Source organism: Paraburkholderia sp., from assembly GCF_036488795.1.
In the GTDB taxonomy this organism is placed as follows: domain Bacteria; phylum Pseudomonadota; class Gammaproteobacteria; order Burkholderiales; family Burkholderiaceae; genus Paraburkholderia.
In genome coordinates, this window is the sequence record NZ_DASXHA010000050.1 from 13,496 (window position 1) to 29,940 (window position 16,445).

At 64.6% G+C, this 16,445-nt stretch carries 10 protein-coding genes; 4 read left to right on the forward strand and 6 right to left on the reverse strand.

All coding sequences use genetic code 11. The annotated features are described in order from the left end of the window. Positions 1-176 precede the first annotated feature (176 nt). Entirely contained in the window at positions 177-5,138 is a 4,962-nt protein-coding gene (locus tag VGH41_RS06065) for a response regulator (protein ID WP_331596445.1), read from the forward strand. Between the two features lie 41 nt (positions 5,139-5,179). Here the strand turns inward: VGH41_RS06065 and metG are convergent, their stop codons facing one another. Beyond that, positions 5,180-6,706, reverse strand: a complete 1,527-nt coding sequence (metG, locus tag VGH41_RS06070; RefSeq protein WP_331596446.1) for a methionine--tRNA ligase — start codon at positions 6,704-6,706, stop codon at positions 5,180-5,182. Positions 6,707-7,178: 472 nt separating this feature from the next. Between metG and VGH41_RS06075 the strand changes: the two genes are divergently transcribed. The 3 genes from VGH41_RS06075 to VGH41_RS06085 all read left to right on the forward strand — a co-directional run bounded on the left by VGH41_RS06075 (position 7,179) and on the right by VGH41_RS06085 (position 10,401). Beyond that, positions 7,179-8,087 (forward strand): LysR family transcriptional regulator, encoded by a 909-nt coding sequence (locus VGH41_RS06075; RefSeq protein WP_331596447.1) that lies wholly within the window; start codon positions 7,179-7,181, stop codon positions 8,085-8,087. A gap of 228 nt (positions 8,088-8,315) precedes the next feature. Continuing rightward, positions 8,316-8,879, forward strand: coding sequence for a DUF4142 domain-containing protein (locus VGH41_RS06080; protein WP_331596448.1), 564 nt, complete (start codon positions 8,316-8,318; stop codon positions 8,877-8,879). 388 nt (positions 8,880-9,267) lie between these two features. Then, complete coding sequence (locus tag VGH41_RS06085; protein ID WP_331596449.1) at positions 9,268-10,401, forward strand: acyltransferase; 1,134 nt, start codon at positions 9,268-9,270, stop codon at positions 10,399-10,401. A gap of 20 nt (positions 10,402-10,421) precedes the next feature. Here VGH41_RS06085 and VGH41_RS06090 read toward each other — a convergent pair whose 3' ends face one another. The 5 genes from VGH41_RS06090 to VGH41_RS06110 form a co-directional block, all read right to left on the reverse strand. After that, positions 10,422-11,738 (reverse strand): MFS transporter, encoded by a 1,317-nt coding sequence (locus VGH41_RS06090; protein WP_331596450.1) that lies wholly within the window; start codon positions 11,736-11,738, stop codon positions 10,422-10,424. 149 nt (positions 11,739-11,887) lie between these two features. Next, the gene (locus tag VGH41_RS06095; protein ID WP_331596451.1) at positions 11,888-12,454 is read right to left on the reverse strand and encodes an isochorismatase family protein; all 567 of its coding nucleotides are present in this window, start codon (positions 12,452-12,454) and stop codon (positions 11,888-11,890) included. Positions 12,455-12,622: 168 nt separating this feature from the next. Continuing rightward, the gene (locus VGH41_RS06100; RefSeq protein WP_331596452.1) at positions 12,623-13,075 is read right to left on the reverse strand and encodes a MarR family winged helix-turn-helix transcriptional regulator; all 453 of its coding nucleotides are present in this window, start codon (positions 13,073-13,075) and stop codon (positions 12,623-12,625) included. Between the two features lie 69 nt (positions 13,076-13,144). Then, a complete protein-coding gene (locus VGH41_RS06105) occupies positions 13,145-15,109 on the reverse strand; it encodes a diguanylate cyclase domain-containing protein (protein WP_331596453.1) in 1,965 nt (654 codons plus the stop codon). After that, entirely contained in the window at positions 15,106-16,107 is a 1,002-nt protein-coding gene (locus VGH41_RS06110) for an extracellular solute-binding protein (protein ID WP_414696611.1), read from the reverse strand. Before VGH41_RS06110 ends, VGH41_RS06105 begins: the two co-directional genes overlap by 4 nt. Between the last annotated feature and the right edge of the window lie 338 nt (positions 16,108-16,445).

The following is a 16,445-nucleotide window of genomic DNA, read 5'->3' on the forward strand; positions in this document are numbered from 1 at the left end:
AACGCCGTGCGTGCAAGGCGGCTTTGAATCAAACTTTGGCGCGTTCGAACAGCCGTTCTGCATGCGAGAATCGCGTTACGTTCCCTCGTTCGCACAATGTGGCCGAAGTAGTGGCGTCACTTCGTATCCGTCGGCCCAACAAAAATCTGAACAGCCGTGTTGAGGAGATTGGGTTAATGAAGCTGGACCGCTCAACGGCAGACGCATTGCGTGCCAGTTTGACCACGACCTTCCTGGTCGGCGGCGGGGAGATGGGCGCGCTGATCCGCGCTTACGACTGGTCTTCCACCGCGCTCGGTGCGCCGCAGAACTGGCCACCTGGGCTGAAGACCGCGATCCGCATCATGCTGACCTCTCGCCAGCCCATCTGGATCGGCTGGGGCGACGAACTGCTGTTCTTCTACAACGACGCGTACCAATCGATCGTCGGCGGCAAACATCCGGGCGCGCTTGGCCAGCCCACGGCCGTCGTGTGGCATGAAATCTGGAACGAGATCAGTCCGCTGCTCGATACGGCGATGACCGGCGCGGAAGGGATCTTCGTCGAACAGAAGTTCCTCATCATGGAGCGCAACGGTTTTCCTGAGGAGACCTACTACACCTTCTCGTACAGCCCGGTGCCGGACGACGACGGCGCGGCCGGCGGCATCATCTGCGCCAACAGCGACGATACGGCGCGCGTGATCGGCGAACGTCAGCTGGCCTTGCTGCGCGAACTGGCTGCGTCCACCGCGGACGCGCGTTCCTGGCGGGACGTATGCGAGCTCAGCGCGCTGGCGCTGCAAGGCAATCCGCGCGATCTGCCGTTCGCGTTGCTGTATGCCGTGGAACCGGGCGGCGCGAGCGTCTCGCTGGCGGCGGCAAGCGGGATCGCGGCGGGCCATCCGGCTGCGCCCGCATCGATCAGCACTGCGGAGGATGTCACGCCCTGGCCCATCGCCAGAGTGCTCAGTTCGCAAAGCCCGGTGTTCCTGAACGAGCTCGCGGACCGCTTCGACGTGGCGCTGCCGAGCGGCGCATGGAGCCTCGAACCCAGCCAGGCGGTCTTGCTGCCCGTGACGCCCGGCGGTGAGACAGGGCGCGCGTGCGTGCTGATCGTCGCGCTCAATCCGTGCCGTCTGTTCGACGAGGGCTATGGCGCCTTTTTGAAGCTCGTCGCCGGCCAGATCGGTGCGGCGATCGGCTATGCCCAGGCCTATGAGGAGGAGCGCCGGCGTGCCGAAGCGCTAGCCGAAATCGACCGGGCCAAGACCACCTTCTTCTCGAACATCAGCCACGAGTTCCGCACGCCGCTCACGCTGATGCTCGGCCCGCTCGAAGAATTGCTCGCGCGGCCGGCGCCCCTGCACGACGCAAGCGGCGCGGCGAGCCACGCGGACGATCGCCACCTGATCGAGATCACCCATCGCAACGGGCTGCGTCTGCTGAAGCTCGTGAATGCGTTGCTCGATTTTTCGCGCATGGAAGCGGGGCGCTTTCAGATCAATCCGCAACTGACCGACATCGGAGCCTTCACAGCTGAGCTCGTTTCGCTGTTTCGGTCGGCGATCGACGCGGTCGGGTTACAACTGGTGCTCGACTGTCCGTCCCAGCCGCTGATGACGCTGATCGACCGCGAGATGTGGGAACGGGTCGTGATGAACCTGCTGTCGAACGCGTTCAAGTTCACCTTCACGGGCACGATCGCCGTGACGGTGCGGCAGAGCGCGGAGGGCGGCGTCGAGATGCGTGTGGCGGACAGCGGGATCGGCGTTCCGCCGGACGAATTGCCGCGTCTTTTCGAACGTTTTCACCGGGTGGCAGGCGCGGCGGGCCGCTCGGTCGAAGGCAGTGGCATTGGCCTTGCGATGGTGCAGGAACTGGTCAAGCTGCACGGCGGCACGATACGCGCGGACAGCGAGGTGGGGGTGGGCAGCCGCTTCACCGTCGTGCTGCCGCGCCTGCCGGGCGCGGCAACCGACACCCTGACGGACGCGCCGGCCGCGACCAGTCTGCATGCGCGCAGCTATGTCGAGGCCGCACGGCGGTGGATTCCGGTGACTCCCGGGCAGCAGCCGACCGACGCGACGCTCGTCGACGCCGGGCTGGAAGCCGCCGCGTCCGCGCCGCTGGTCGACGACGCATCGTCTGAGAGCCTGTCTGGCGGCCGTGTCACCGGACGCGTGCTGGTGGTCGACGACAACGCCGACTTGCGCGAATACATGCAGCGCATCCTCGCGCAGGCAGGCCACGCAGTCAGTCTCGCGGTCGACGGCGAAGCGGCCCTGCAAGCCGCCCGCGCCAATCCGCCTGATCTGATCGTTTCGGACGTGATGATGCCGCGGCTCGACGGCTTCGGACTGCTGCGCGAACTGCGCGGCGATGAAGTGCTGCGCGACACGCCGGTGCTGCTGCTATCGGCCCGCGCCGGCGAAGAGGCGCGCGTGGGCGGTCTCGAGTCCGGTGCCGACGACTATCTGACCAAGCCGTTTTCCGCCCGCGAACTGCTCGCCCGTGTGGCGGGCAACCTGCAGCTCTCACGGCTGCGGCGCGACACCGAACGCAGCCTGCGCGAAGAGTCGCGCACGCTCGAGATCCTCAACCGCGTCGGTACGGCGGTCGCGGCGGAACTCGATCTGAGCCGCGCGGTGCAGGTCGTGACCGACGCGGCTACCGAACTCACCGGCGCCGCGTTCGGTTCGTTTTTCTACAACGTGCACGACGAAACGCGCGGCAGCTACATGCTTTACTCACTGTCCGGCGCGCCGAAAGAGACATTCGCCAGTCTGCCGATGCCGCGCAACACGGCGGTGTTCGGACCCACCTTTCAGGGCGAGGGCATCGTGCGGCTCGACGACGTCACCGTGGACCCGCGCTACGGTCTGAGCGCGCCGTTTCACGGCATGCCGGCGGGACATCCGCCGGTGCGCAGCTATCTGGCGGCGCCCGTGATTTCGCGTACCGGTGAAGTGCTGGGCGGACTGTTCTTCGGGCATCCCGCGACGGGGGTTTTCACGGCCCGCGCGGAACGGATCGTGAGCGGCATCGCGGCGCAGGCTGCGATCGCGATCGACAATGCGCGTCTTTATCAGGCTGCGCAAACCGAAATTGCCGAACGTGCGAAGGCCGAGCGCGCGCTGCTCGATCTGAACGAGACGCTGGAGCTGCGTGTGAGCGAAGCGCTCGCCGATCGCGACCGGCTGTGGGAACTGAGCGAAGATCTGCTGGCGATCGCGTCCTTCGACGGCACGCTGCTGCGCATCAGTCCGTCGTGGTATCGCACCTTGGGTTATCCGTTGCAGTGGCTGCTATCGCACTCGTTTCTCGAACTGATCCATCCTGACGAGGTCGCCGGCGTCAATGACCGGCTCGAACGATTGCGCCGCACGGGTGTGCCGGTGCGCTACGAGAACCGCCTGAAGCGCAGCGACGGCACGTGGCGCTGGATAGCGTGGACCTTGTCGCTGGATCCCGCGACGGAGCTGTTTCACGGCGTGGGGCGCGACGTCACCACCGACCGCGAAACCACCGAAGCATTGCGCAACACCGAAGAAGCATTGCGCATGGCGCAGAAGATGGAGTCGATCGGCAAGCTGACGGGCGGCGTGGCGCACGATTTCAACAATCTGCTGCAGGTGATCGGCGGCAATCTGCAACTGCTCGCGAGGGACGTGGCGGGCGTCGAGAAGGCCGAACAACGGGTGCGCAATGCGCTTGCGGGCGTAGCGCGCGGCGCGAACCTCGCCGCGCAATTGCTGGCGTTCGGCCGGCGCCAGCCGCTTGCGCCGAAGGTCGTCAATCTGGGGCGCTTCATTCGCGGGCTCGACGATATGTTCCGCCGCGCGCTCGGTGACGGCATCGAGATCGAAACCGTCGTCTCGGGCGGCCTGTGGAATACGCTGGTTGATCCGTTCCAGGTCGAAAACGCGCTGCTCAACCTCGCCATCAACGCGCGCGACGCCATGAAGGGCCACGGCAAGCTGACGATGGAAGCCGGCAACGCGTCGCTCGACGACGCCTACGCGCAGCGCAATGCCGAGGTCACCCCGGGTCAATACGTGATGCTGGCGCTGACCGACACCGGCGGGGGCATGTTGCCCGAGGTGCGTGAGCGCGCCTTCGAGCCGTTCTTCACGACCAAGCCGGAAGGTCAGGGCACCGGTCTCGGACTGAGCATGGTGTACGGCTTCGTGAAGCAGTCGGGCGGGCATGTGAAGATCTATAGCGAGCCGGGTCACGGCACGACGGTGCGAATCTATCTGCCGCGCGTGCGCGAAGAAGAGGATCGCGAAACGCAGGTGGATGCCGGTCCGGCGAGAGGCGGAGCGGAGACCGTGCTGGTGGTGGAGGACGACGAAGACGTGCGCGCCACGGTCGTCGAGATGCTCACCGCGCTCGGCTACAGCGTGCTGAAGGCGAAGGACGCGCAAAGCGCGCTCGCCATTGTCGAAAGCGGTGTGCCGATTCATCTGCTGTTTACCGACGTCGTGATGCCCGGTCCGCTGCGCAGCACCGAGCTCGCGCGCAAGGCGCGCGAGCGGCTGCCGTCGATTGCGGTGCTGTTCACCTCCGGCTATACGGACAACGCCATCGTGCATGCGGGGCGTCTGGACGAGGGTATCGAACTGCTCAGCAAGCCATACACGTACGAGGCGCTCGCACGCAAGGTGCGGCATGTCTTGCGCCATCAGTTTGCGCAGACCTCCGGTGAGGCGCAGTTGCAGACAAAGGGCCCTGTTCCCGCTGTTCCCACTGTTCCCTTCCGCGGCGAAGGCGCAAGGAGCGCCGACGCCGCCGTGAGCCGCCTGCGGATCCTCTATGTCGAAGACGACGAACTGGTGCGCAGCAGTACCGCCGAACTGCTGCGCAGCTTTGGCATCCATGTCGTCGAAGCCGACGGCGAACTCGAGGCGATGCGCGTGCTGCGGGAGGCGCCCGTCGACGTGCTGCTGACCGACGTGGGCCTCGCGGGCCGCTCGGGCGTCGATCTGGCGATCGATGCGCGGCGCGATCATCCGCACTTGCGGGTGATCTTTCTGACCGGCTATGAGCTCGAACTGACGCCTGCGCAGCAGACGGCGTTGCCGGACGCAGTGCCCCTGCGCAAGCCATATGAGCCGCGCGCACTGGTCGATGCGTTGACCCGTTGCATCAGGTGATGATGACGGGGCGGGCGCCTGTGTCATCACGCCTGCCATGGCTAGCCCGCGTCCGCTCGCTTGGGAAACAGGATGCCTTCGCTGATACGGGTACCCGGCTTCACAGCGTCGCCCCACCGCACCTCCCATCCCGGCGCTGGCGCCATGCCGAGCAGCGCGCGCAGCGCCTGCATCTTGCCGGGCATCACGGGCGAGAGCAGATTCGCCACGGCCGATAGCGCTTCGAGCACCGTATAGAGCACCGTGTCGAGCCGCCCAGACGCGTCAGGATCTTTGGCGAGCGTCCACGGCGCGCTGTTCGCCACATACACGTTGAGCTGCGAGACGAACTCCATCACGGATTCGGCCGCGCGGCCAAGCTTCATCTCGTCGACGAGCGCCAGCACGAGCGCAGGCAGCTGGGCGGCCCGCGCGATGAGGGCTTGCTCACGCGCTTCGTAGTCGTGTGGAGCGGGCACGATGCCGCCGCGATATTTCGTCACCATCGCCAGGGTACGTGCCGCCAGGTTGCCCAGATCGTCCGCGAGGTCGCGATTCAGGCGTTGTTCGATCACCGCATGGCTGATGATGCCGTCGAAGCCGAAGCTGACCTCGCGGATCAGCGTATAGCGCAGCGCGTCGACGCCATAGGTCTGCGCGGCCTCGAGCGGATCGACGCCGTTGCCGAGCGACTTGCTCATCTTGCGGCCGTCGGCGCCGAGCAGATGCCCCGACACATGCAAGCGCTGGTACGGCGCAATCCCCAGCGCGTGCGTCATGCTCAGCCAGAAGAGCGTGTGGGTGCGCAAGATGTCCTTGCCGATCACGTGGCGCACCGCCGGCCAGAAGTGCCGATAGGCCGGATCATCCGGATAACCGAGCGGCGAAACATAGCTCAGCAGGGCGTCGAACCAGACGTAGGTGACGTGGCCCGCGTCCCACGGAATCGGGATGCCCCATGACAGCCGGTCCGCGGGCCGCGAGATGCTCAGGTCGCCGATCGGCTCTTCCAGCAGTTTCAGGATTTCGTTGCGGTACTGGACGGGCTGGATCAGCCCGGGCGTGTCCAGCACGAGCTCGCGCATCCATTGCCGATGCGCTTCCATACGGAAAAAGTAATTCGGCTCGCGCCGCAAGACGGGCGGCTCCTTGTCTTCGGCAAGCTTGCCGTCGACCAGCTCCTTCTCGGTGACGAAGCGCTCCTGGCCCACCGAGTAAAGCCCTTCATAGTCGGACAGATAGATTTCGCCCGCCTCGAAGAGCCGCGTAAGACAGTCGGACACGACGCGCGCATGAGCCGGCGCCGTGGTACGCACGAACCGGTCCGGCTCGACCGACAGGCGCCGCCACGCGTCCTCGAAAGTCCTGGCATGCCGTTCGGCAAACGCAGCCGGCGCCTCGCCTGCCTGTTGCGCGGCCCTGGCAATTTTTTCGCCGTGCTCGTCCGCGCCGGTGAGCAGCATCACCTGATGGCCGGCCGCGCGCAGATAGCGCGCCATGATGTCCGCGTGGACGCTGGCATAAGCATGGCCCAGATGCGGCCGGTCGTTCACGTAGTAAATCGGGGTGGTGATGTAGCGGTACGTCATTGCTGCTCCAAAAAAGAAAAGGGACGCCCGAGGCGTCCCTTTTTCAGAAGCAAAAAAGCCCTTAGCGCCTGGGGGGAGAACCTGCCAGGAACATTCGCATCGAGTGAGCGAGGACTTTGATAGCTTGCGATTTCATTGAGAAGAAGTGTAGACCGTCAGACGAGAGACAAGCGGCGGCAAGCCGCGGAATTTGCATCCTGCCAGCAATTCCGGCGAGTGTCCAGCGGCGGCGGCTGCGCGTTGCGCGCACGCGATTTCATCGCACGCCTGATTACCCTTGAACCCCCGTGCGCGGCCGATCGCGCTGACGAATGGCGGCGCACGGCCCGCAAAAGCAGACTTCGGAGCGGCGCTCGTAGATAATGGCGGGCATAGAGCCGTCTACCCGGCACTGGCTGCGCAACTGATGAACGCGCCTGCAGATGCCCGGGGCCACACAGCCGTTCAACCGTGACCGATGAGGAGTATCCGCATGGACCGCCTGCAGGCGATGGAAGTGTTTACGCGCGTGGTCGAGACCAATAGCTTTTCGAAGGCGGCGGAATTGCTCGACTTGCCGCGTGGCTCAGTGAGCAACCTGATTCAGGGCCTGGAGCAGCATGTCGGGGTTCGTTTGTTGAACCGGACCACGCGGCAGGTGAGCGTCACCGAAGACGGCGCGCTGTTTTACGAGCGTTGCGTCAGCATTCTTTCGGAGATCTCGGATGCGGAATCGTCGCTGTCGAACAAGCGGCAAAGCCCCACCGGCACGATTCGCGTCGACACGTCCGGCACGCTCGCCAAGGCGCTGCTGTTGCCGGCGCTCGAAGACTTCTATCGGCTGTATCCGCAGATCGAAGTACGGCTGGGACTCGCCGACCGCAACATCGATCTGATTCAGGACGGCGTGGATTGTGTGATCCGCATGGGCACACTCGAGGAGTCGAGCCTTGTTGCGCGGCGCATCGGCAATTCGCGCATCGTCACGTGCGCGTCGCCTGCCTATCTGGATGAGCACGGCACGCCGGAGACACTCGACGATCTGCAGGAACATCGCGCCGTCAACTATGTGTCGGCGCGCACGGGCAAGACTTTTCCGTTCGAATACGAAGTGGACGGCGAAGTCGTCAAGGTCTCGCTCACAGGCGCACTCGCCGTCAATGACGGCACGGTCTACATCACGGCCGGCGCGCTCGGTTACGGCATCATTCAGCCGTCGCGCTTCATGGTGGCCGATATGATCGAGCGCGGCGAGCTGCGTGAGATCCTCACTTCGTTTGCGGTTCCGTCCACGCCGCTATCCATCGTCTATCCGCACCGGCGCAATCTGAGTTCGCGCGTGCGCGCGTTTACCGAGTGGGTGACGGAACTGGCGAAGCGCCATCCGGATCTGGGTCAGTGAATGCAGGGTCAGGCAAGCATTGTCGAGGCGCATTCGCCAGATCCTTTACCACCCGTTACAAAAGCGATTTTCTTCTCGCACCGCATTTAATGCGTGCCTTCTAGAATGCGTGGCGCCCGCTTCGATTGAAGCTGGCTGCCGCGACACCCTCACACATCCAGCGCGGCGGCACTCGCGGGCTCAGGCTCGTGCTTGCCGGTTTCATCATCGTCATACCAAGGAGAACACATGACTCGCTATCCTCTCGCTTCGCTCATCGGTGCTTGCACGGCCAGTCTGCTACTCGCCACGACCGCGCATGCGCAAACCGCCCAGGCCACGCCGGCCGCCGCGGACGACACGAAACTGCACGCCGCCGATCAGGCGTTCGTGGCTGACGCGACCCAGGCGGTATCGACGCAGCGCGACGCCGCACGGCTCGCCACGTCGCGTTCCACGGATCGTGATGTGAAGGCTTTTGCGCAGCGCGTCTCGGACGATAACGCGAAGCTGTCGGCGGCGCTGCGCGCGGCGAGCCCGCGTGGTGTCGACGTGCCGAACAACGATCCCGATAGCGCCGTGCTCGACAGCATCAAAAACCTGCGTGGCAGCGACTTCGACAAGCTCTACATCCAGCAGGTTGCGCTGGCTGACGAGCGCAAAGCGTTGTCGGTATTTCAGGCGGAAATTGCAGCGGGCCGCAATGAGCAGCTGAAGACGGCGGCACAGAAGGCCCTGCCGACGCTGCAAGCCCACTATGCGGAGGCACAGCAGCTTGCCGGGAGAAAACATCTGAGCGGCAGCGCGCAGTAATGCGCGTGCGCGTTTGGCGCGACAGGTTGTGATATTGCAGCTTCGCAACCGGGTGCGTTGACATCTGCGTAAGGCAAATTCCATTCGCCTTACGCAGGCCTGCTTAACATGCCAGACGGCTGCCCATCGGAAGTCTTAAGCCACGATCATCGCGCCTTAGCAATCGCAATGCCTGCACCTCTCTTGGGTGCACTTTATCAGCGTCGCGGCGATTTATTTTTCGCAACAAAATAATTCAGGCACGCCGTGGAATTTTTTTAAATTGAGCGCGGCCGGCACCGACGATTTTTTTTTACTCCATTGCATCCTATGATGGGCCGAACGCTCGGGGGCATTCCATGTGCGGACTGGTTTTGCCATACGTACACCCACACGGACGATGGCATTCATGGACAAGAGAATTCGCGGCTTCGACGGACTACGCGCAATCGCCGTGCTAATGGTGTTTCTGCAACACCGCGTGCTCAGTGACAGAAACGACACCGGGCATCTCGGCGTGTGGATTTTTTTCGCGCTGAGCGGTTTTCTGATCACCGGCATTCTGACGGCACAGCGCAAGAAAATCGAAGCGGGTGACAGTCAGTTTTTTACCGAATTAAAGCGCTTCCTGTTGCGCCGGACACTGCGCATTTTTCCGGTCTACTACCTCTTGCTGGCGGCGCTGAGCATGCTCATGATGCTGGGTTTCGTCGATCCGCAGCTCAAGAGCGGTATCCCGTTTCATATTTTTTATTTGTCGAATTTCTGGATCGGCGAGGTGCTGCGCTACTGGCCCGGACCGTATTCGCATCTCTGGAGCCTGTCGATCGAGGAGCAGTTTTATCTGTTGTTTGCGCCGCTGCTATTGCTCGCACCGGCGCGCTGGCATCTGCCGATCTGCTATGCGGTCTTCGTGATCGGCGTCGCGTCGACGCTGTTGATGCGCGCCTCGGGCATGCCCGAGATCGTGATCTACACGCACCCGTTGACGAATGTCTGGCTGCTGGCGCTGGGCGGCATCGGCGGGGCGTGGTTGCGTCGTGAAGGCTCGGTGGTCCGGCAGGTTCTGTCGCGCGGGCCCAGCTTTATCGCGTTGCTGTTCGCCGTGACGGTGCTGTGCATCACGGAGCCGGATTGGACCCGCACGGATAGCGCGGTCGTTTATACATCGGCGTGCACGCTCTACGGCACATGCATCGCGGCGCTGGTGTGCGCGCTTGCATGCAGCGGCAGTACCACGCTGGTGACGCTGCTGGAGACGGGCTGGCTCGCGTCGTTCGGCCGGATCAGCTACGGCTTTTATCTGTATCACAACTTCGTGCCGAATCCCGCAAGGCTCACGCGCGTCGAAGCGCTGTTCCATGGGGCAGGCGTGCCGTGGTGGCTGCAGATGACCGGCGTCGCGGTTTCGTTTCTGATCGCGCTGGCGCTGGCGCAGCTGTCATGGCGCTTTATCGAGGAGCCGATTCTGCGGCGCAAGTCGGACTGGACGGCGCGCGTCGTGAATGCCGCGCCGCGTCGGCCTCGCGCGTACGAGAGTTAGCCGGCAAGCGGCAGCGCCGGCTAGGGCGCTTCCTGTTCCGCCGCCTCGGCGACCTCCGGTGAGGGGCGCGCAGAGCCTTTCGGCACGTCACCGTCAATGCTCACATGCAGTCGCCAGCCCTCCAGACGTACACGCAGATTGCGGTATTGCCTGAGGTAGTAGAGGCCGACCAGCGCCGCGGCAAATCCGGAAGCGGCGCCCACGGCCAACGCCCAACGCGGCCCGGCGTGATCCGCCACCCAGCCGACGATAGGCGCGCCCAACGGCGTGCCGCCCAGCGCGATGGCCAGCAGAATTGCCACCACGCGGCCGCGCATGGCGGGCTCGGTGGACAGTTGCACGAGGCTGTTCGTCGACGTGGTGAAGGTCTGGGTACACACGCCGATCACCACCAGGGTGATGCCGAACAGCAGGTAGGTGGGCATCAGCGCGGCAACGGTGCAGCCGAAGCCGAACAGGGCGGCGCTCACCAGCAGCAGCGAGAGCCGTGGCCGCGCGCGCCGCGCCGCGAGCAACGCGCCGGTTACCGAACCAAGCGCCATCGTCGATGACAGCAGCCCGTATTGACTTGCCCCGGCATGAAATGCCGTGACGGACATGGTCGAAATGAAGATCGGAAAATTGAGGCCGAAAGTGCCGATCAGGAACAGCATCAGCAGCAGCGCCACCAGATCGGGGCGTTTCCAGACATAGCGAAAGCCGTCGACAAAACCGCCGCGAGCCCGCTGCGCGTTCGGCCTGAGATGAAACTCGTCGACCCGCAGCATCTTCAACGCCCATAGGACCGCGGCGAACGACGCCGCGTTGAGCAGAAACACCGCGCCGGTGCCGACCGATGCAATCAGCACGCCGGCGACGGCCGGTCCGATCATGCGCCCCGCATTGAACGAAGTGGAGTTGAGCGCCACCGCGTTCGACAGGTCTGCCTCGCCGACCAGTTCGAAGACGAAGGTCTGACGGGCGGGCGAGTCGAACGCGGCGACGCTGCCAAGCAGAAATGCAAACACGTACACGTGCCACAGCTGCACGAGCCCGCTAAGGGTAAGCAGACCGAGCCCGAGCGCCAGGGCGCCCATCGCCGCCTGGGTGACGAAGAGCACCTTGCGCCGCTCCAGATGGTCGGCCACATAACCGGTAAGCGGCAGCAACAGCAGCATGGGGCCGAACTGCAGCGCCATCACGATGCCCACGGCCGTCGCATTGCGGTGGGTCAACTCGGTGAGCACGAGCCAGTCCTGCGCGGTGCGCTGCATCCAGGTGCCCACGTTGGAGACGAGCGCGCCCGCCGCCCACATACGGTAGTTGAAGCCGCTCAGCGAACGGAACGTGCCTCTCACCGGAGCGGCCTCGTGGGCGTGGGCTGGATCATCTGCGTGGCTGTGGTTGGCATGGACTCGTTCGATCTGCGCGATAGATGGCTTGAATGTGCGATCCAGGCGCACCAGTTGCGCGTGCGAAATGCGCGCGTGAAATGCCCGAAGGCGTCTTAAGCGCCGTGCGTCTTGTCGAGCAGTGCGATGACTTCCTGGGTCGTGCCGGTTTCGCCGAGACGCGGGAAGATCCGAGTGATCGAATTTTGATGCGCGTCGGCATTCAGATCCGTCATTGCATCGACGGCGAGCGTGACGTTCAGGCCGAGTTCGGACGCATAGCGTGCCGTCGATTCGACGCCGATACTCGTCGCCACGCCGACGATCACCACTTGCGTCACGCCCTTGCTCTTCAGATGCGCTTCGAGGTCGGTGTTGGTGAACGCGCCCCAGGTCCGCTTGGTGACGAGGTGATCGTCCGGCTGCCGGTTCAGTTCGGGCACGAGGTCGGCCCAGTCCGCGGGGAACTCGCCGGTGTGGCGCGGCTGCTCGTTACGGCCGGGCGCGACGCCCGCCACGTTGACGAGCACGACCGGCAGCTTGTGACGGCGAAACGCGTCGAGCAGCGCGCGGGCTTGCGTGACGATCGGGCCAACGGCGTGCGCCACGGGCAACGCGACAATGCCTTTTTGCAGGTCGACGACGATGAGTGCGGTCTTGGGGTCGAGGGTGGTGAGTGCCATCAGGGTTCTCCTTCGGATGAGAGGGCTGGGACGGGTCGCGCGTGAAGCGGCCAGGAAGCGGCCGCTTGCATGGGCGGACCGGGAAGTCGGTAGAGCAGTGCAGCGGGCGAGCCGCGGACGGAAAAGCAAAATGCCGGCTCGCGGAGCGGCGCGATCAAGGTTCAGGATTCAAGGTTCGACCAGGCGTTTCAGCAGCCCGACGGCAGCGGCAAGCTGTTCCTGCTCGGCCGGCGCGAGCTTGCTGCGAATGGTGTGGAACAGCCAGTCTTCGCGTGCGGCGCGGCCGCTCTTGATGGCTTCCACGCAAGCCGGTGTCAGGGAGAGCACGGTCTGCCTGCCGTCGCTCGGGTCGGGCGCGCCGCAGACGAGTCCGGCCGTCTTCAGCACCGCCACGGTTTCACCCATTGATTGAGGCCGGATGCCTTCGGCGCGTGCCAGCCCGGTGACGGTTGCCGGCCCGTCGCTGTCGAGCCGCGAGAGCACGCGAATCTGGGTCCACGTGAGGTCGCCGAGAAAGGTCTGCTCGCGCAGGCGGCGCTTCAACTGCCCGGCGACGACGCGCAACTCCCCGGCCAACGCCAGCGCGCGCGCAACTTCGGGGTCAACAGGGAGCTCGTTCATAGGCAGGATCCCGGCGAGCCGGGAAATATGAAGGCAACCTGTGAAGGTTACCTTCGCAACTGCCTGAAGTCAAGATGAGACGGTTGTGGTGGCGGCGTCCGGCTCGCTATCGGGGGCTTTTTCCGCGTCGGGTCCGGCTTCGTGGATGGCTGCGTAACCGGCTTTGTAGCTGTCCTTGTAGCTGCCTTCGTGCGCGATCTGGGAATCCGCCCGATAAGCGGCTTCGCAGGCGCCTCGCTGATGCGTCACTTTGTGGCCTGGGTCCGGCAGACCATACGCAGGCGTTTGCTGGCGCGCGTCGAGCAGTTCCTGCAGATCCCGATAGCGCAGCCATGAAGCGTGCGGGCCGGATTTGGCGGCATACATCGCGGCATCGGCGTTCAGGAGCAGGGTTTCGGCGCTGATGCCGTCGCCCGGGTACTGGCTGATGCCAATGCTCGCGCCGACCATCACGGGCTGTCCGTCGATCACCAGCGCCTCGTTGAGCGCGCCGACGATGTCTGCAGCGATGGAAGGCGCTGCATGGGTCGCGCGCGCGCCCTTGACGAGCACGATGAATTCGTCGCCCCCCAGCCGCGCGACCATATCGTCTTTCGCGAGCACGCGTTGCAGACGGCGCGCCACGGCGACCAGCACACGGTCGCCGACCGAATGGCCGAACTGGTCGTTGATCTGCTTGAAGCGGTCCAGGTCGACGAACAGCACCGCCAGATGTTCGCCGTTGGCCGCGGCCTCGTGAATCGCCGCTTCCAGTTTCTGTGTGAAGAGCATCCGGTTGGGCACGCCCGTCAACACATCGTGACTCGCCAGATGCGCGAGCTCATGCTGCTTGCTATGCAGCACGTCGATCTGCACGCGGATCTCGCGGCCCATCCGGTCAAAGCAGCGCGCCAGCACGCCGATTTCGTCGGTGCGCCTGAGCGGCAAGGCGTCCATCGTGTGATCGGCGAAGAAATGTGTCGCGGCGTTCGCGATGATCTGCAGCGGCTGCGTGAGCGCGCGGGCGAACAGGATGGCGAGAAACAACGCGAGCACGCTGGAAACCAGCACCATCCGGACAATCCGGTCGCCGAGCAGATTGGCCCCGGCGAGCACGTCGGCGAGCGGCCGTGCCAGCCCGAGCACGATAAAGCGGTTGCCGTCCGAGCCGCCGAACGGCTTGCGTATGAAGGTGAGCACACGGCCCGCTGCCTGATCGGGCTGCGCCGGTTCGTCGACCAGCACGTCGTTGCCGGTCTGCTCGAACAGCGCACGCGTGAGTGGAAAACTGTCCTGCATGAAAATGCGCCGGCCACGGTCGAAACCGAAGGTCTGCGTGGTGTCCGGATGGATCAGGAAGTCGCCCCACTGATTGGCGAGATACACCTGGTAGCTGCCGGGCAGATCGACCTGCAACAGTTTGAGCAGGCTGGCGAGATCGACGTCGATCACCACCACGCCCACCACGCGGCCCTCGGCGCTGGCAACCGGCGTGCTGAGCCGCAGTGTCGGTTTGCCCTCGGCGGAATGCGCGCCCTGTTCGTGATTGACGGCGATCGGCGAGATGTAGATCGCGCCGGGCGGTAGTGCTAGCGTGTCGAACACGTAGGGGAACTGGCTCTTCTCCTGCAGGCGACTGTCATCGACCTGGACCGCGCTGTGCGCTTGCCGGTCGAAACGGATCAGTTCGAGCCCGTTGTGCTGTCGCGTGATCAGGCGCACCTGCAGATATTCCGGGTGATACGCCATGAAGCGGGAAAACACCTGCGCGAGCCGGGTGCGTGCCTCACTGTCTCCGGCAGCGTCGCCTGCTTCGGCGATCTCTGCGGAAGACGGCAGATTGGCGAGCACGTGCGCGTCGGCGGCGATGTCGTCGATGGCCGAAGAAAAACGCTGGCTGAGCAACTGCGTCGAGGTCAGCAGATTCTGTCCGGCCTGGTCTACCAGCATCGCGCGATTGGCGCGGTACGCGTAGTAGCCGGTCGCCCCGGACGCAATCACGCCGATGCAGGCGAGCAGGAGAGCCAGCTTGAAGGTGAGGCCCGGGCGCATCATCTGAAACTCTCCGGCCGGTCGCCCGAGACGATCTTGCTCCACAAGGCTTCGCGCTGCTGGATATCGTCCACGGGTCTGAGCCAGATCAGGTGCGCATTGGCGTTGTCTTCCGGCGCGGCCGTCAGTGTATTGGCGAGTCCCTGGCGCTGCGTCAGGCGCCCGCTCACGCCTGGTTCGAGCATGGTGTTGATCCAGGCAAGCGCAAGCGGACGATTCGCCGCGCTGCTCGTCATGGCCCAGCAGTCGAGCCACGCGAGCGCGCCTTCATCCGGAATCACATAGCCGACGTCCGCACCCGCGCGGCGCAACTGCGCGACCTGTTGCGTGCCGTAGTTGCCGAACATCAGCGCGACCTTGTGCTGGATAAAGAACGCGGTCGCCTCTTCGGGCAGGTTGTAATAGGTGAGCAGGTTGCGGCGCAACTCCACCAGCTTGAGCGCGATGCCGTGCATCTGGGCGGCACTGAGCTGGAACGGGTCGGGGTAGCCGAGCGCGAGCGCTGCGAACGAGAAGTTGTGTTCCGCGCTGTTGAAGTCGAGCACCTTGCCGCGATAACGCGGGTTCCACAGCTCAGCCATCGAAGTGGGCGCTACGGCGATCTGCTTGCGGTCGTAGATCAATCCCATGGACGAATAGGTGAACGGAATGGCGTAGACCTTGCCGCCCTCCGTCAGGCCGTCGATTGACGCAAGCGCCTGAAAGCGCGGCAGCTGCCGGCGGGTGTTCGGCAGCCGGGCGAGCTCAAGCGGCGCCAGCAGATGCTCGCGGGTGTAGCGGCGAATCTCGACGGGATTGGCGGCGAGCACGTCGAATGGCGGCGCGCCGGCTGCGTGCATCTTGTCCCACAGTGCTTCGTCGGAATCCACCAGCGTGACTTCCACGCGGGCCTTGTAGCGCGCTTCGAAATCCTTGACGACGTCGCGGTCCGCGTAGCCGGGCCACGCCAGCACGCGCAACACGTTTTCCGCGGCGCTGGCCGTGCCGGGCGGCATCAGCATCACCAGCGTGAGCAGCGTCAGGGCCGGCATCGACAGCCGCGATGCGTACACCCTCAGGCGCGGCACCTCGCAGCCGAATGAATATGCGCGTTGCATCTTGCGTGGCGAAATCGCTGTTGTCCTATGGGGCTGGTGAGGCCGCGGCCAGAGGAGGAGGGAGCCCCAGCGCATTTCTTCGGTCCTTTTGCAAGCATGTGCATGAACGTGATACGGGCCGGCGTCATGCGCCTGAATTCGCGCCGTCGCGGCCTCCGTTGCCCGGACGGGATGGCCGATCATGTTGTTGGGACTGCTGACGGCATGACCTCCGTCGGAATGTTCGCGTTTTGCGCAGATCG

What these genes read in the sequence shown, in the direction of transcription:
- VGH41_RS06065 (WP_331596445.1), top strand. Translation starts at nt 177, where the DNA reads ATGAAGCTGGACCGCTCAACGGCAGACGCATTGCGTGCCAGTTTGACC.
- metG (WP_331596446.1), bottom strand. Translation starts at nt 6,706, where the DNA reads ATGACGTACCGCTACATCACCACCCCGATTTACTACGTGAACGACCGG.
- VGH41_RS06075 (WP_331596447.1), top strand. Translation starts at nt 7,179, where the DNA reads ATGGACCGCCTGCAGGCGATGGAAGTGTTTACGCGCGTGGTCGAGACC.
- VGH41_RS06080 (WP_331596448.1), top strand. Translation starts at nt 8,316, where the DNA reads ATGACTCGCTATCCTCTCGCTTCGCTCATCGGTGCTTGCACGGCCAGT.
- VGH41_RS06085 (WP_331596449.1), top strand. Translation starts at nt 9,268, where the DNA reads ATGGACAAGAGAATTCGCGGCTTCGACGGACTACGCGCAATCGCCGTG.
- VGH41_RS06095 (WP_331596451.1), bottom strand. Translation starts at nt 12,454, where the DNA reads ATGGCACTCACCACCCTCGACCCCAAGACCGCACTCATCGTCGTCGAC.
- VGH41_RS06100 (WP_331596452.1), bottom strand. Translation starts at nt 13,075, where the DNA reads ATGAACGAGCTCCCTGTTGACCCCGAAGTTGCGCGCGCGCTGGCGTTG.
- VGH41_RS06105 (WP_331596453.1), bottom strand. Translation starts at nt 15,109, where the DNA reads ATGATGCGCCCGGGCCTCACCTTCAAGCTGGCTCTCCTGCTCGCCTGC.
- VGH41_RS06110 (WP_414696611.1), bottom strand. Translation starts at nt 16,107, where the DNA reads ATGCTGATGCCGCCCGGCACGGCCAGCGCCGCGGAAAACGTGTTGCGC.